The organism is Rhodoferax potami, assembly GCF_032193805.1.
Taxonomy (GTDB): Bacteria; Pseudomonadota; Gammaproteobacteria; order Burkholderiales; family Burkholderiaceae_C; genus Allorhodoferax; species Allorhodoferax potami_A.
On sequence record NZ_JAVBIK010000001.1, the window covers coordinates 43,378 to 59,200 of the forward strand.

Genomic DNA, 15,823 nt, shown 5'->3' on the forward strand with positions numbered 1-15,823 from the left:
AACCGGTGATGGAATTCAATCAAGGGCGCGAGTGTGCCACAGAGAGGATCTACACTTTGCCGATGCCGCGTGTTCTCTCATTCCTGCTGGGTGCCAGCCTGTTTGCTGCCTTTTGCGGCGCGGCATGGGCGCAGCCGCTCACGGTGGGAATGGGCCTGAACAAGCCGCCTTATGTGATGGACGGTGGGCAGGCCGGACTCGAGGTGGAGATCGCCCGCCAAGCTTTTCAAGCCGTGGGGCTCAGCATGCAGGCGCAGCAGTTTCCGCCGTCCAGGGCGCTCATGGTCTATCGCGCTGGCCAGCTCGACGTGCTATTGACGGTGGATGAAGGCATTGGCGGCGATGGCTTTTTTTCAGAGGTTTACATTTCCAACCAAAACGTGGCTATCACTTTGGCAGCCAATCGCTTCCCTATCAAACAAATAGAAGACCTGGCCGGCTATTCCGTGGCGGCTTTTCAAAATGCGAGTTTTTTGCTGGGCGAGCGGTTCAAGCGGGTCGCGGGCGGCCACACCCGGTATACCGAGTACCCTCAACAAATCACCCAAAACAACTTGTTGTTCGCCGGGCGGGTTGACGTGGTGGTGGGTGACAAGCGCATCCTGCACCACCTTCTGCGCGACCTGGACCCCAAGCTCGACCGCAGCAAGCCGCTCACGATTCACCCCATTTTTCCGCCCAACCCGCGCAAAGCCGTGTTCAAAGACGCAGCTGTGCGCGACCAGTTCGATGCCGGTTTGAAGATCATCCAGAGCAACGGCGTGTACGACGCGATCCTCAAAAAGTACGCCCATTTGTAGTAGGCCGTTGGCCCCGGTGGCTTTATGGGGTACAAACTAGCTCCGCCCCCTTCCCTTTTCGCGTCCCCCCTTCTCAGCGAGCAAACCGATGCAGCCGATTACCCCCAGCGTCGGCACCCTGCCCGCCCGCGCCCCCACCCAGTATCTCCATTGGACCGAACAGGGCCAAACCTGCTCTGCGGTCTGGCGCTCTGAACGCGGTGCGGCGCCGCCGGCAAAAGTGGTGCTGGCGGACGATACCTGGACTGCTGACGCGGCCTACCAGATGGCCTGTGGCGGTACGGCCCTGCTGTGGCGGGGCGACTTCCACAACGCGCGGCAACTGCTGCAGGCCCTGCAACGCCGCATTGACACCCCGCCCAAACGCAAAAACCGGGATGCAAAAGACCCGAGTGCAGCACCTACAGACGGCCCGATGGACCCCCAGGTTTTCCATTTGCACCGCCAAGCCCAAGCGCAGCGTGCCCGGATCCTGGCCATGGTATTGGTGCCCTTGGATGGCAATTACGACATCACGCTGCGCCGCGCGCCCGACTCGCGCCTTGCCTGCACAGAAGCTTGGGGGCCGGTGGTCGAGCCAGCGCAAGCCAGCGTGGCCTCGCTGCGCGATGTTCTCGCGATGCGCAGTGCCAGCGAATGGCGCAAAAATGGCGTGGAGATTGCCGCTCTGGGCCCCGCACCCGGCAACAGAATCTACCCGCACTACGGCGTTTTTTCGCCGGTCCGTGGGGAGTACATCGACTTGGTGGCCGCGCAGCCCTTGCCTGCGCAAGACGCAGCAGGAGTGCAAGAAAGCGTCCCCTACCGGGCTTTTGACATCGGTACCGGCTCCGGAGTGCTGTCGGCTGTGCTGGTTCGCCGCCGGGTGGCCCAAGTGGTAGCCACCGATCAAGACGGTCGGGCCATGGCTTGCGCCGGAGATAACTTCGCCCGATTGGGGGTGGCTGCTTCGATTGAATTGCAGCAAACCGACATGTTTCCGGAGGGGCGTGCCAATTTGGTGATGTGCAACCCCCCGTGGCTTCCTGCCCGGCCGAGTGCACCGGTGGAATATGCGGTCTACGACGAAAACAGCCGGATGCTGCTGGCATTTCTGGCAGGCCTGCCGGGCCACCTGTTGCCCGGTGGCGAGGGCTGGCTGATCCTGTCGGATCTGGCCGAGCGCTTGGGGCTACGCAGTCCCACCATGTTGACGGACGCTATAGCGGCTGCTGGCCTGGTGGTACTCGGCCGCAGCGACGCAAAACCCATCCACGCCAAAAGACGGTCGGGCCATGGCTTGCGCCGGAGATAACTTCGCCCGATTGGGGGTGGCTGCTTCGATTGAATTGCAGCAAACCGACATGTTTCCGGAGGGGCGTGCCAATTTGGTGATGTGCAACCCCCCGTGGCTTCCTGCCCGGCCGAGTGCACCGGTGGAATATGCGGTCTACGACGAAAACAGCCGGATGCTGCTGGCATTTCTGGCAGGCCTGCCGGGCCACCTGTTGCCCGGTGGCGAGGGCTGGCTGATCCTGTCGGATCTGGCCGAGCGCTTGGGGCTACGCAGTCCCACCATGTTGACGGACGCTATAGCGGCTGCTGGCCTGGTGGTACTCGGCCGCAGCGACGCAAAACCCATCCACGCCAAAAGTCAGGCCCCAGCGGATGCGCTTCACCCGGCGCGCAGCCGGGAAGTTACCAGCCTGTGGCGCTTGGGCGTGGCTCCCGTGGTGCATTAAGCCTTTGATGCGATTCTCCAAAACAAAAGGCCCTGAAACAGGGCCTTTTGTTTGGCAAGTCTGCTGACCATCGGCCGGCAGCGATTGCAGGGCTTAGCGGTGACGCTTGCCTGGGTTCTTCTTGCTGCGGGTAGCAACACCACGCTCCAAGCTCACGCGCTGGCCACGGCCGCCGGTAGGCAGGGTGAAGCCGGGCAGTGGCTTAGGAGCGGGAGTAGCTTTGCGGTCTGCTTCAGTAAAGATTTTGTTGCCCATGTGGCGATCCTGTTGAGGTTGGTGAGAAAAACAGTATTTTCTCATTATTTTGGGCCGCTATCGGCACCGGTGTAAATCAAGGCCCCACAGCAGGGCGAAAAGCGCGGATTTGCCACAATCCAGACATGCTTGCCTACTACTCGGACCAGTTTGTTTTGCCCCTGCCGGACGGTCACCGCTTCCCGATGGCCAAGTACCGCATGTTGCGCGACCGGATCGCAGCGGAGCTCCCCGCTATTGCCCTGCACGAGGCACCGGCCGCCACCGAGGGCGAGTTGGCGTTGGTGCACACGCCAGCCTATATTGACTCGATCTTGCAAGGTACGGCGGACCCTGCGGTGCTGCGTGAAATCGGTTTTCCTTGGAGCCCTGCGATGGCTGAGCGGGCCCTTCGCTCAGTTGGCGCGACGGTGGCCGCCGCGCGCTCCGCGCTCGTGGCCGGCGTTGCTGCGAACCTTGCGGGCGGCACCCACCATGCCTACGCCCACAAAGGCGGCGGCTTTTGCGTGTTCAATGACCTTGCCGTAGCCGCACGGGTCATGCAAGCGGAATGGGGCCGCAGCCGTAATCCGGATGGCAGCCGCCGCAGTCCCTTGCAAGTAGCAGTTATTGATTTGGATGTGCACCAGGGCAACGGCACCGCGAGCGTATTCCAAGGCGATGACACGGTGTTCACCCTCTCATTGCACGGTGAAAAAAACTTCCCCTTCCGCAAGGAAGCCAGTGACCTCGATATCGGTTTGCCCGACGGCTGCGCGGACGATGAATACCTGAGCACCCTGGACCACGCCCTGCAAGAGTTGGAGCTGCGCTTCTCCGCGGATTTTGTGTTTTTCCTCGCAGGCGCTGACCCGCATGAGGGGGACCGTCTAGGGCGGCTCAAACTCACCGCAGCCGGTCTTTATGCTCGAGACCAAAGAGTGCTGGACTGGTGTTTGGACCGTAGGCTTCCTGTAGTAATCACCATGGGTGGTGGCTACGGTCACGATCTAGAAAAGACAGTGGCAGTGCAAATGCAAACGTACGCGCTGGCCGCTGCCCATGCGCAACGCTGGGCAGAGGCCGACGTTTATATCTGAAAAGTGGTCGCGGTTTGGGCTGCAGCGGTTTCAGAGAACTTTAAGCGCCAGGCGGTGAACTGTTCTAAGGGCAGCGGCCGACTCAAGTGGTAGCCCTGGGCTTCGTCGCACGACAAAGCCCGTAGTTTGTCGGTGATCACCTGGTTCTCCACCCCTTCGGCCACCACAGTTTTGCCGAGGTTGTGGGCGAGTTCGATGGTCGACTTCACGATCAAGCTGTCGCTCTCGTCGCCGTCCATGCCCATGACAAAGGATTTGTCAATTTTGAGCTCATTGACTGGCAAACGCTTGAGGTAGGCCAGCGAAGAGTAACCGGTGCCGAAATCGTCAATCGACAGCTTGAAGCCGCGCTGCGAGAGGCGGTTGAGGGTTGCCTCGGCCCGGTCCGGGTCATCCATGATGGCACTCTCGGTGATCTCCAGGCAAAACGAATCGGTAGCTACACCGTGCTTGCGCATCAGGTCTTCGAGCTTGTCAGGGAAGTCCTGGTCCAGCAAGTCGCGGGTCGACAAATTCACCGACACGCACAAGGGCCCACCCGCTGAATTCAACAGTTGCATATTGCGGGCTACTTCTTCAAACATCCACAGGGTCATTTGCCGGATGTAGCCCGTTTGCTCGGCAAAAGGGATGAACTGCATCGGGGGCACCAAGCCGCGCACAGGATGTTGCCAGCGCACCAGAGCCTCTGCAGACGAGACAGTGCCGCTCGCTATGTGGAGCTTGGGCTGGAGATAGACCCGCAACTCGTTATTCTCCACAGCGTTCCGGAGCTCCGAGAGCATTGAGAGCGTTTCCGGGCTAGAGGAATCGAGGGCTGCGTTGTAGACCTGGATGCCGGTCGACTTGTTTTTCGCGACATACATGGCAATCACGGCGCGGCTCAGCAGGCGGTCTACATCTCCCGCATCGCTCGGCCAGCTGGCAATACCGATGCCAGCGCTGATGTCGACTGTCTGATCCTGCATTTTCATCGGGGCTTCAAACGCTTGTGCCACGAGGTTGGCGAACGGCAGCGCACCGTTTGAATCCACTCCCTCGAGCAAGATCGCAAACTCATCGCCGCCGACACGGGCGATGTTTTCACGCACGATGCCGGGAATACTAACCAGGCGCTCAGCCACTGCGATCAACAACTGGTCGCCGAATGCGTAGCCCAGCACGTTGTTTACGAACTTGAAGCGGTCCAGGTTCAGCATCACGATGGTCACGGGTTGCTTGGTCCCTGACTCTTGGGTGTTGCTGTTGATGGCCAAGGTGACCAGATCGCGAAACTGGATGCGGTTAGGCAATCCGGTCAAACGGTCCCAAAACGCCAGTGCGCGGATTTCGTCCTGCTGGCTCTGGATGCTGGTCCGCATGTGGTTGAACGCACGCGAAAGATCACCGATCTCATCCCTGTGCCGCAGCGCAGGCAAGGCCATCGAATAGTCACCGGCGCTTAACTGATCGGATGCCTTGGAGAGTTTGCGCAAAGGCACCGTGATGCGCCGGGCCAGAATGAAGCTGCCCAAGGTAAACAGCACCATCGCGATGGCGGCGAGTGCGAGTAACGCCTGCTCTACCCGGGAAAACGGTTCCACAAACACATCGATCGGGCGCAACATATAGACATCCAGTCCGGCGGAATGGCTCCGGTCGCCCGATTTACGCGCCACATACTCACGACCATTCAAAATGGCGTTGCCGCCGTCTTTAAGGTTCAGCAACGCTGGATAGGTAGACGACGGCAAGCTGCTGACCGCCACCCCACCCGTAGAGCCAATGATGGCCAAATCAGCCCGGCTCACTTTGACCAGTTCTTCCACCTGCTCCCGCGTGACGGGAAACGCCATCATCACCCAGCCCACTTGGACAGGGGCATTCAAAGGCACCATCACGGTGACCAGCAATTTTTCGTCAAAATCTATGAGCGTGTAACCGTCGCCGCCGGCGGCCAGTCGGCTTGCGGTTTGCTGGAAGAACCCGACCAAACCAGCTTCGGTAAATGCATCGGTGCTCGACGCTTGCAGCTTGTAGTCCACGGTCAGCAACGCAGCAAAGGCTGCTCCGATGCGCCCGGAGCTGTTGTCCAGCACCGAGCGGATGGTCTCGGTATCGCCACTGAGCACTGCATCGCGGAAGCCAAAATCGGTGGCGAGCACCAAGGCGCTCTGGCGCAAACTGGCCGCGCGCTGCTCCATCAAGGCCCACCAATTGGCATCGACCGTAATCAGTTCTTCTTTGACCTGCTGGCGAACGATATCGTCAATATTCCGCTGGGTGATCAGATAGGAAGCCGACTGAATCACCAAAAGAATGGCAATCGACATGGACACGAACTTGGTGCCCACCCCGAATCTGCGCATGAAACCAAACAACTTCAAGCCGTACTCCCCGCGACTTTGACACTGAGGGTGTCGTTACCCGGTGAAATTTTGACCGGCTGTTCGGTTAATGGTGAGCCGGGCACAACCGTGGAGTGCCAAGCTTTGAGTTGGTAATTTCCTGCCGGGGCATCGAGGGTAAGCCGCCCTTTGCCGTCGGTGACACCGAAATAAGGGGTTTCTACGATCAATACCCACGCCACCATGTTGTCGTGGATGTTGCAGCCCAGTACGGCCACTCCGGGTTTGTCAAACACTACCGGAGCTGCCGGAACACCAGAGTAGAGCTTCAATTCAAATTTTTTGGTTGGAGAGAACGAATAGACGTGGTGCCGAACCGTGTCTTTGTTGGGAAACAGCACCGAGGTATTGGGTGTCACCACAGCAATTTGTGGTGAAAACTGTTTCGCAATTTGAATGATTTCGACGCCGGACAGCGGCTTGGCTGCAGCCTTCGCGGAGGGAGACTCCAAGAAAACTACCGCATTTGCGAGGGGTTTGCCATCTTTATCGGTCACCGATACCTGTGTATTGGCAAAAGCGATGCCCGCCGCATAAAGGGTGACGAATGAAAGCAGTCGTAAGGGCCGTGATATCCAACGCATTGCGCTCTCCAACCAAGTGTTCAGTCCGGGCTTCGGTCTCATTTTGCCCGAAACTAACAGATGGTCACGGATTCAGCGGAGTAATCTTTTCAATTCCTCACCCAGATGAGGTTTATGGGCGAACGGGTCGGTGGGGTTACGTGCCAGCATTACGTCTTCCATGCGGGTTTGCACAGAAGCAATCGCCTTGGGATGGCTGTAAATATAGAAGCGCCCTTCGGCCACCGCATCGAACACCTTTTGTGCGACTTCTGCCGCGGTGACCTTGCCGCTCGTCACTGCCTTGTCCGTCATGGCCTGGCCGATCAGCTGGCTACGGGTGGGTTGGGCTGGCGCCGCATCTGACGGGCGGTTTCGCTCGCTCTGGCTGATGCCGGTGGGCACAAAGAAGGGGCACAGCACGCTGGCAGAGACCTGTTCGGTGACCAGCGCCAAGTCCTGGTACAGGGTCTCGCTCAGCGACACCACAGCGTGTTTGCTCACGTTGTAAACCCCCATATTGGGCGCGTTCAGCAGGCCGGCCATGCTGGCAGTGTTGACGATGTGGCCCTGCCACGCCGGGTCCTGCTTGGCCGCCTCCAGCATCATGGGGGTGAACACCCGCACGCCGTGGGCCACGCCCATGAGGTTGACGCCCAGCACCCATTCCCAATCGCGGGCGGAGTTTTCCCAAATCAAACCCCCTGCGCCTACGCCGGCGTTGTTGAACACGAGGTGCGGCGCGCCAAAGCGCTGCAGCGTGGCGGCACCCAGCGCCTCCACCTGTGCAGCCTGGGACACGTCGACCCGCATGCCCAGCACCTGGGCGCCTGCGGCTTCCATTTCGGCAACCGCCTTGTCCAGGGCGTCTTGCTGCACGTCAGCAAGCACCAGGTTCATGCCCAGTCGTGCGCCGATGCGTGCGCACTCCAGCCCGAAGCCGGAGCCTGCGCCGGTCAGCACGGCTGTTTTGCCTTGAAAGTCTTGAATCACAGGGGTTCTCCTCGTTATAGGTGTAAGTCAGCGCTGCTTTTCAGGCGCCGCGCAGCATTTCCAGGTGCGGAATGCCGTCTTCGGTGTAGGGCTTGCCCACGTCCACAAAACCGTGTCGCTCGTAAAAGGCCTTGAGGTGGGCTTGCGCACCGATGCGAATCGGTTGAGGGCTCCACTCGCTTTCCAGCGCTTTGACGGCCTCAGCCATCAGCAGGTGGCCCAGACCACCACCGCGGGCGTCGGGCTTGGTCACCACGCGGCCAATGCTGGCTTCGTCGAACGTTACGCCGGCGGGGAAGCAGCGCACATAGGCGACTAGTTCGGTCTTGGCCCGACCAACAAGTTCGCCATGGAGTTTGGGTGGCAGTGGGTTCTGCTCCGTACAAGGAGTAGCCCGCAACGCGGGCGGGGGACACGGAGCAGAACCCGCTGCCGCCCGAACTCCCAGCAAGTGCATAGCCCTGTCGTCCAGCCCATCCATATCCTGGAACACGCAGTTCTGTTCGACCACAAACACCTCGCTGCGGAGCCGCAGCAATTCGTACAACTGATCCCGGCTCAGCGCATCAAACGCGAGCCACTGCCACTGGATGTCCAAATTCATGCCTGCGCCGCCTTGAGCACATAGCCGATGCGCGGAAAGTGCACATGCACGGTGCCGGCACGCTCGTCCATGCGCTTCAATGTAAAGCGGGTGCGGGTGGCAGCGACCAAGGTGCCCGCAGTCGCCTCCTGGCCGAAGGTTTCGGCGGCGATGGTCACTTCGCTGCCCAAAGGAATGCCGTGCTCGTCCTGGAAGAAAGTATCCAATGGGGCTGTGGCGCGCGCAGCATCTGCGCAAGCTGCTATGGCTTCTGTAGCAGACAGCTTCTCGAAGCTGCCGTGGCCGATGGCCGCCATGCGTGCCATCCAGGCCTGTACCGAGGGGGTTGCGTTCAGGATGTCGCCCATCACCGGCACCCGTTTGGCGGTAAACCACAACGGGTGGTAGGCAGCGAAGTCGGCCACGCAGGGGGCTTGCCCCAACAAAAAGTTCTGTCCTTCGAGCATGCTGGCGATGCGGCGCAAGTAGCTCTTGTAAGCGGCGGCAGCGTCACCGGGGCGCAGGCGCGTCATGCCGCTGGACATGGCGGCGCGGTCGGCGCCGAAGGCTTTGGCGGCTTCCGGGGGCGCGCCCTCAAACATGCTGGCCGCCCCTTTGGGCTGCAGGTTGTAGGCCATGGCGGCCCAGAACAAAGTGCTGTCCGCCCACTGCGCAACGATGCGGCTGAGGCCCTTGTCGTTTTCGGGGTAGAGGGGAGGCGTGGGTCGCAGCTGTTCCAGCACTTCGCAGATCAGGGCGCTATCGCAATACACATCAGCGCCGACTTGCAGAAACGGCGTTTTGCGGTAGCCGCCGGTCAGGGCCACCACATCGGGCTTGGGCATGATGGCCGGGATGATGACGGACTTCCAAGCCTGCTGTTTGTAGCCCAGCACCAGGCGCACCTTTTCAGAAAAAGGCGAGGTGGGGTAGTGGTGAAGAATGAGGTCTGTCATGGGTTTCTCCAGAAAAATCAATAGGGCATGGCGCGCTGCAGGATGGCGTCAAAATCCACCGCAGCACCCAGGGTGCCGAAGCTGTAGCCCCAGTTGCCAGCAAGCCGGGAATCACAAAACGCCTCGAAGACCGCAGTGGGCGCCGTTTGGTAAAGCAGCGCGGCCTGCACGGCGAGTGCCACCTCTTGCGCTAGGCGGCGGGCTTCCATCTCGGTAGCCATGAGTTCCACCCGCGTGGGCAAGGACGCTGCCAGCCTGTCGAGTGCGGGGTGGGCTCCACGGGCGGGAGCCAATTCACGGGCCAGGGCTGCGGCGGTATCGCCCTTGCGCAGGGCGCGCAGCAGGTCCAGCGCCATGATGTTGCCGGCGCCTTCCCAGATGGAGTTGAGCGGCATCTCGCGGTAGATGCGGGCCATGGTGCCTTCTCCGCCCTCCTCCACATAGCCGTTGCCCCCTAGGCATTCCATGGCTTCTTGGGCAAAGGTCGCGCCGCGCTTGCAGATCCAGTACTTGGCCACCGGCGTCAGCAGGCGGCCCATCAGCAATTCATGCGGGTCAGATGCATGGTCAAAAGCGCTTGCAAGCCGCATGGAGAGTGCGCAAGCCGCTTCGCATTCGATAGCAAGGTCGGCCAGCACATTGCGCATCAGCGGTTGCTCGATGAGGGCCTTGCCGAAGGCCTGGCGCTGCGAGGTATGGTGCAGCGCGATGCTGAGCGCCTGGCGCATCAGGCCGGTGGTGCCCAAGGCGCAGTCCAGTCGGGTCATGGTGCCCATTTCCAGAATCTGCGGCACACCGCGCCCCTCCACGCCCACCAGCCAAGCCGTGGCATGTTGAAACTCCACTTCCGAGCTGGCATTGGCGTGGTTGCCCAGCTTGTCTTTCAGGCGCTGGATGCGGATGGCATTCACCGAGCCGGGTGATTGCGGATCCACAAAGTCGGGCAAGATGCGCGGCACAAAAAAGCAGGACAAACCCGCCGGGCTTTGCGCCAGCACCAGAAAAGCGTCGCACATGGGGGCCGAGAAAAACCACTTGTGGCCCAGCAGCTTGAAGCGCGGGCCCCATGCATCTTCGCCATCGGGGATGGCCTGCGTCGTGTTGGCCCGTACGTCAGAGCCGCCCTGCTTCTCGGTCATGCCCATGCCCATGGTCAGGCCGCGTTTGTGGCGGTAAAGCTTGAACTCGGGGTCATAGGCCCGCGCCATTAGGCCGGGTGCCCAAGCCTCAAAAATTGCGGAGTTGCCCCGCAGCGCGGGCAGCACCGCGTAGGTCATGGAAATGGGGCACAGGATGGACGGCTCCGCCTCGGTGAACAGCATGAATGCAGCCGCCCGCCGCAGGTGGGCGCCCTCACCCGCCGCCGGGTCCCAGGGGCTGCCATGCAGGCCGGCTTGGGCTGCAGCATCCATCAGCGCGTGGTAGCTGGGGTGGAACTCGACCTGGTCCAGCCGGCGGCCCAGCCGGTCGTGGCTGTGCAGCACCGGTGGATGGGTATTGGCCAGGCGCGCATGGGTCTGCATGGCGCGACTGCCCATTTGCCCGCCCAGGGAATGCAGTGTGGATGTGTCCATGCCCGGCGCGTGAAAAGCCAGTGCGCTCTGCAAGGCGCGGTTGCCCGCCAGCAGATTCCTGTCTGCCAGGGGCTCGGCCTGGTTGAACACCGTGTGGGTGGCCGGGAAATCGGTCTCGCTGTGCATGCTGTCTCCTCAAACGCTATTCTTTTGATAGCTGCTCGCGCTTGCTTAACGGGCGCCAGAAGCCAATTCGGCCCATAAATCGCTAGTCGGTGGCAATGCCGGTGCCCGGTGTGTTCAGTGCGTTCACGCTGCGTGCGCCGGTGGCCAGGCGTTTCATGTACTTGAAGGTGCCGGTGGCGTGGGCACAGGCTTTTCCGTTTGCGTCATAGACCGTGGCCTGGGTGAAGGCCATGGTGGCGGTGCGGTGCATCAGCTCGCCCTTGGCGGTCAGGGCGCCGACAGCGGGTTGCATGAAGCTGGTCTTCATCTCGATGGTGACTACGCCCAGCTCCGGTGTTTCACTGCGGGCCGCACTGGCCATGGTCACGTCCAGCAGGGTCATTTGCGCGCCACCATGGGTGACGTTGAACGAGTTCAGGTGCTCAGGCAGCGGTGTGTACCGGATCTCAGAGCGCCCGCCCTCAAATACGGTGAGCTCGAAACCGAGGTGGGTGACGAAGGGAATCTCAACGCCGAAGCCCACCGCTTTTTCCCAAAGGTTACTCATGCACCGGTAACCACGCTCACGCCGCCATCGACCGCCAGCCATTGACCGGTGATGTGTTTACCGGCGTCGGACGCATACAGAACGCACAGGCCCTTCAAGTCTTCATCGTCGCCCAGGCGCTTGAGCGGTGCGGCAGCGGCCAGGTTTTCTTCGCCCATGGCTTGCAACAAACCGGCTGTCATCTTGCTGGGGAAAAAGCCCGGGCACACGGCGTTCACGGTGATGTTGTACTTGCCCCACTCGGCTGCCAAAGCGCGGGTGAAGTTGATCACCGCGCCCTTGGAGGTGTTGTAGGCAATGGTTTGCATGGCCGGCGGGTTGCCGTTGAGCCCGGCAATCGAGGCCAGGTTGATGATGCGTCCGGTTTTTCGCGGAATCATGCTTTTCTTGGCAATGATCTGGCTTAGCAAAAAGTAGCCACGCACATTGAGGTTCATCACCTTGTCCCAGGCCTCCAAGGGGTGGTCTTCAGCGGGTGCGCCCCAGGAGGCGCCGGCGTTGTTGACCAGAATGTCCACATCGCCCAAGCGCTGCAGGGTTTCATCGGCCAAGCGCTGGATATCGGATTCTTTGGCACAGTCGGCAGCCACCCAACGCGCGTCGATGCCTGCGGCTTGCAGCTCGGCACAGGCCTCTTCCAGGTCTGCCGCTTTGCGCGAGCTGATCAGCACTTTGGCGCCGGCTTCGCCCAAAGCGTGGGCCAGTTGCAGGCCCAGGCCGCGGGAGCCTCCGGTGATCAAGGCGGTCTTGCCAGTGAGGTCGAAAAGTTGTTGGATAGTGCGTGTCATGCGGTCAGCCCGGAGTTGCAAAAAAGGTGGACGGAATTGTGCGCAGAACCCTGCGCAAAAGCCTGTCCCCTCAGCGATAGAAACGGGTGCTTGGGCCTATTCGCCGCGCAAGCGCGAGCGGATAAACACCATCACCACACCGCCCACAACCGCCAGGCCGCCAAGGTTGTAAAACAAGGCCGCGTCTTGCGCCTCTTGTTGGTCAATAAAGTACCCCAACACCATAGCCAGCAGGCCGCCGTAAATCAGGGTCCAGATCAAGCGCTCCATGCGCACCAATTTGACGTTAGTGGTGCCGTTGTATTTTTTAAAAAATGCCATCAGAAAGCTCCTTCGGGGAATGTTGCACAAGTCAGATCCCTCGATTGCACCACACCCAGCCAGGCATTTATCTTTGGCAACTCATAGTGGAAGAAGAATTTGGCGCAACCCACATGGCCCTGTGTCTCCAGCGTCTCTTGTCGCGGGTCGTTATCCAGCGCGCAACCGGCCACGTCCAGCCAGATCCAGGCCAACACGGTGTGGCCGAAAGCCTGCATGTAAGGCACCGCGTTCGCAAGAGCCTCACTAGGTACGCCGGTGGACCAGGCCTTCTGGGTTGCAACACCCACATCCTGCAAGGCGCGAGCCAGCGCCTTGGCGTGTGGCGCCAGCGCTGGAATGCCGTTGCAGCGGTTGACGGTGGCCATGATGCGGTGGCTCAGCAGGGTCAGGCCTTTGCCCTCCTCCATCAGCACCTTGCGGCCCAGCAGGTCCATGGCCTGAATGCCGTGGGTGCCCTCGTGGATCATGTTCAGGCGGTTGTCGCGCCAGTATTGCTCCACCGGGAAGTCGCGGGTGTAGCCATAGCCGCCGTGCACCTGGATCGCCAAGGAGTTGGCTTCCAGGCACCACTCGCTGGGCCAGCTTTTGGCAATCGGGGTCAGCACTTCAAGCAACAAGCGGGCTTCTTCCGCGTCTTGCGCGGTTCCGGTGTGTTGCTCGTCGATCAGGCGGGCACAGTACAGCTCGAGGGCTAAAGCGCCTTCGCAATAGGCTTTTTGCGTGAGCAGCATGCGCTTCACATCGGCGTGCTCAATGATGCGGGTCTGCGGAGCGGCGGCGTCCTTGCCGGCACCGGTGATGGGGCGGCCCTGTGGCCGGTTTTTGGCGTAGTCCAGTGAAGCGTAGTAGCCCGCCATGCCCAGCATGGTTGCGGCAATGCCCACACCCACGCGGGCCTCATTCATCATGTGGAACATGCAGGCTAGGCCCTTGCCCGGCTGCCCCACGAGGTAGCCCACGGCGCCTGCGCCGTTTCCAAAGGGTCCGCCGGCTTGGCCGTCGACGGGGAACTTTCCCTCGCCAAAGTTCAGCAAGGTATTGGTGGTGCCACGCCAACCCAGCTTGTGGTTCAGACCGGCGAGCGCCACGTCGTTGCGCACACCGGTCAGCTCGCCTTGGGCGTTCACCATCTTCTTGGGCACGATAAAGAGCGAAATGCCGCGGGTGCCGGGAACCAACTTGCCATCCGCATCCGGAATCTTGGCGAGCACCAAGTGCACGATGTTTTCGGTGAGCTCGTGCTCGCCGCTGGAAATCCACATTTTGTTGCCGCGCAGGCGGTATCGCGCACCCAGCGGGTCAGACTCAAAGCCCTCGCCGTCCGGCACCGCACGGGTCGCCACATCACTCAACGAAGAACCGGCCTGCGGCTCGCTCAGGCACATGGTGCCGGCCCAGCGACCCGAAAACTCGTTGTGGGCGAACACCTGCTTTTGCAACTCGGTGCCGTGCGCCATGAGCAAGTTGGCATTGCCCACCGACAGCAAGCTGGAGCCGATGCTGACCGATGCACAGGCAAAAAACGCATTGGCTGCCGCCTCCACGCTGTAGGGCAGCTGCATGCCGCCGATGTCATAGTCCTGCGCGGCGCTCAACATGCCCGACTCGGCATAGGCTTTGAACGCATCGTGGGTAGCCTGCGGCAGCGTGACCTTCTCGCCATCAAAGTGCGGCTCCTGCGTGTCCACCAGGCGGTTGAAAGGCGCGTACTTCTCGCGCGCAATGCGCTCGCAGGTGTCCAGCACCGCGTCAAAGGTTTCGCGGTTGTGATCCGCAAAGCGCTCACGGCTGGTAAGGCCGGTGGTGTCCAGCCAGTCGTGGAGCAAAAAGTCGAGGGTGGTGCGCAGGGTCATGGACGAAGTCTCAAGAAAATAAAAAAGCCGGACTGCGGATTGTGCGCAGACCGGCTCGTTTCAGTTGGCCAATGCTGTCGTGCGGGTTACAGCACTTCAAACACGCCCGCCGCGCCCATGCCGCCGCCGATACACATGGTCACGCAGACGCGCTTGGCGCCGCGGCGCTTGCCTTCGATCAGCGCGTGGCCGGTCAAACGCTGGCCGGATACGCCGTAGGGGTGGCCGACGGCAATGGCGCCGCCGTTCACGTTGAGGCGGTCTGCGGGGATGCCCAGCTTGTCGCGGCAATAGAGCACCTGCACCGCAAAAGCTTCGTTCAGTTCCCACAGGTCGATGTCGTTCATGGTCAAGCCGAGGCGCTTCAAGACCTTGGGGATGGCGAAGACCGGGCCAATGCCCATTTCGTCGGGCTCGCAACCGGCCACGGCAAAGCCGAGGAAGCGGCCCAAAGGTTGCAAACCTTTTTGCTCGGCCAGCTTTTCATGCATCAAGACCGCGGCGCCACCCCCATCGGAAAACTGGCTGGCGTTGCCCGCAGAGATGAGCCCGCCGGGCAGCGCCGAGCGCAGGCCGCTGATGCCTTCTTTGGTGGTGCCGGCGCGAATGCCTTCGTCGTCGCTCACAGTGACCTGCTTGGTCATGAGGCCCATGACTTTGTCTGCCACGCCCATGGTGACGGTGATGGGTGCAATTTCGGCCTTGAATAGACCCGCCTCCAACGCAGCGGTAGCTTTTTGCTGGCTGGCGGCTCCGTATTCGTCCATGGCGTCGCGGCTGATGTTGTAGCGCTTGGCCACGTTCTCCGCGGTTTGCAACATGTTCCAGTAGATCTCGGGCTTGTTTTTGCTCAGCCAAGGGTCGTTAAGCATGTGGATGTTCATTTCCTGCTGCACGCAAGAGATGGCCTCCACACCGCCCGCCACATACACATCACCTTCATTGGAGATGATGCGTTGCGCCGCGGTAGCAATGGTTTGCAAGCCGGAGGAGCAAAATCGGTTGATGGTCATGCCCGACACCGTGACCGGGCAACCGGCACGCAGGGCCACCTGCCGCGCGATGTTGGCACCGGTGGCGCCTTCGGGGGTGGCACAGCCCATGATGACGTCGTCCACCTCGGCGGCGTCGATGCCGGCACGCGCAATTGCGTGCTCCACGGCGTGTCCGCCCAGGGTGGCGCCGTGGGTCATGTTGAAGGAGCCCTTCCAGCTCTTGGCCAGGGGGGTGCGTGCGGTAGAAACAATAACTGCAGATGTCATGGTGATTCCTTG

16 protein-coding genes are annotated in these 15,823 nt (G+C 61.2%); 4 read left to right on the forward strand and 12 right to left on the reverse strand.

Annotated elements, in window-relative coordinates; all coding sequences use genetic code 11:
- Positions 1-62 precede the first annotated feature (62 nt).
- The 3 genes from RAE19_RS00205 to RAE19_RS00215 all read left to right on the forward strand — a co-directional run bounded on the left by RAE19_RS00205 (position 63) and on the right by RAE19_RS00215 (position 2,521).
- Entirely contained in the window at positions 63-800 is a 738-nt protein-coding gene (locus RAE19_RS00205; RefSeq protein ID WP_313876144.1) for a substrate-binding periplasmic protein, read from the forward strand.
- Between the two features lie 88 nt (positions 801-888).
- Complete coding sequence (locus tag RAE19_RS00210) at positions 889-2,094, forward strand: methyltransferase (RefSeq protein ID WP_313873033.1); 1,206 nt, start codon at positions 889-891, stop codon at positions 2,092-2,094.
- Positions 2,075-2,521 carry a hypothetical protein gene (locus RAE19_RS00215; protein WP_313873034.1) on the forward strand — a complete coding sequence of 149 codons (447 nt, stop codon included), beginning with the start codon at positions 2,075-2,077 and terminating at the stop codon, positions 2,519-2,521. Before RAE19_RS00210 ends, RAE19_RS00215 begins: the two co-directional genes overlap by 20 nt.
- Positions 2,522-2,614: 93 nt before the next feature.
- On the opposite strand, the gene RAE19_RS00220 is transcribed toward RAE19_RS00215, so the two are convergent.
- Positions 2,615-2,776, reverse strand: coding sequence for a hypothetical protein (locus tag RAE19_RS00220; protein WP_313873035.1), 162 nt, complete (start codon positions 2,774-2,776; stop codon positions 2,615-2,617).
- 125 nt (positions 2,777-2,901) lie between these two features.
- Here RAE19_RS00220 and RAE19_RS00225 point away from each other — a divergent pair, with 125 nt between their 5' ends.
- Entirely contained in the window at positions 2,902-3,855 is a 954-nt protein-coding gene (locus RAE19_RS00225) for a histone deacetylase family protein (RefSeq protein WP_313873036.1), read from the forward strand.
- On the opposite strand, the gene RAE19_RS00230 is transcribed toward RAE19_RS00225, so the two are convergent.
- The 11 genes from RAE19_RS00230 to RAE19_RS00280 all read right to left on the reverse strand — a co-directional run bounded on the left by RAE19_RS00230 (position 3,846) and on the right by RAE19_RS00280 (position 15,811).
- Positions 3,846-6,221 carry a bifunctional diguanylate cyclase/phosphodiesterase gene (locus RAE19_RS00230; RefSeq protein WP_313873037.1) on the reverse strand — a complete coding sequence of 792 codons (2,376 nt, stop codon included), beginning with the start codon at positions 6,219-6,221 and terminating at the stop codon, positions 3,846-3,848. The two genes, RAE19_RS00225 and RAE19_RS00230, sit on opposite strands and share 10 nt — an antisense overlap.
- Positions 6,218-6,838 (reverse strand): methylamine utilization protein, encoded by a 621-nt coding sequence (locus RAE19_RS00235; protein ID WP_313873038.1) that lies wholly within the window; start codon positions 6,836-6,838, stop codon positions 6,218-6,220. The genes RAE19_RS00230 and RAE19_RS00235 overlap by 4 nt, the downstream gene beginning before the upstream one ends.
- A 60-nt stretch (positions 6,839-6,898) precedes the next feature.
- Positions 6,899-7,798: an SDR family oxidoreductase gene (locus RAE19_RS00240; RefSeq protein ID WP_313873039.1), complete on the reverse strand. Its 900-nt coding sequence runs from the start codon at positions 7,796-7,798 to the stop codon at positions 6,899-6,901.
- A 40-nt stretch (positions 7,799-7,838) separates the two neighbouring features.
- The gene (locus tag RAE19_RS00245) at positions 7,839-8,402 is read right to left on the reverse strand and encodes a GNAT family N-acetyltransferase (protein ID WP_313873040.1); all 564 of its coding nucleotides are present in this window, start codon (positions 8,400-8,402) and stop codon (positions 7,839-7,841) included.
- Complete coding sequence (locus RAE19_RS00250) at positions 8,399-9,337, reverse strand: glutathione S-transferase family protein (RefSeq protein WP_313873041.1); 939 nt, start codon at positions 9,335-9,337, stop codon at positions 8,399-8,401. The genes RAE19_RS00245 and RAE19_RS00250 overlap by 4 nt, the downstream gene beginning before the upstream one ends.
- Before the next feature lie 17 nt (positions 9,338-9,354).
- Positions 9,355-11,037, reverse strand: a complete 1,683-nt coding sequence (locus RAE19_RS00255; protein WP_313873042.1) for an isovaleryl-CoA dehydrogenase — start codon at positions 11,035-11,037, stop codon at positions 9,355-9,357.
- Positions 11,038-11,119: 82 nt separating this feature from the next.
- Positions 11,120-11,584: a PaaI family thioesterase gene (locus RAE19_RS00260; protein WP_313873043.1), complete on the reverse strand. Its 465-nt coding sequence runs from the start codon at positions 11,582-11,584 to the stop codon at positions 11,120-11,122.
- Positions 11,581-12,372 carry an SDR family oxidoreductase gene (locus RAE19_RS00265; protein ID WP_313873044.1) on the reverse strand — a complete coding sequence of 264 codons (792 nt, stop codon included), beginning with the start codon at positions 12,370-12,372 and terminating at the stop codon, positions 11,581-11,583. The genes RAE19_RS00260 and RAE19_RS00265 overlap by 4 nt, the downstream gene beginning before the upstream one ends.
- Positions 12,373-12,468: 96 nt before the next feature.
- The gene (locus RAE19_RS00270; RefSeq protein WP_313873045.1) at positions 12,469-12,693 is read right to left on the reverse strand and encodes a hypothetical protein; all 225 of its coding nucleotides are present in this window, start codon (positions 12,691-12,693) and stop codon (positions 12,469-12,471) included.
- The gene (locus RAE19_RS00275; protein ID WP_313873046.1) at positions 12,693-14,549 is read right to left on the reverse strand and encodes an acyl-CoA dehydrogenase; all 1,857 of its coding nucleotides are present in this window, start codon (positions 14,547-14,549) and stop codon (positions 12,693-12,695) included. Before RAE19_RS00275 ends, RAE19_RS00270 begins: the two co-directional genes overlap by 1 nt.
- Before the next feature lie 86 nt (positions 14,550-14,635).
- Entirely contained in the window at positions 14,636-15,811 is a 1,176-nt protein-coding gene (locus RAE19_RS00280; protein ID WP_313873047.1) for an acetyl-CoA C-acyltransferase, read from the reverse strand.
- Positions 15,812-15,823: the final 12 nt, after the last annotated feature.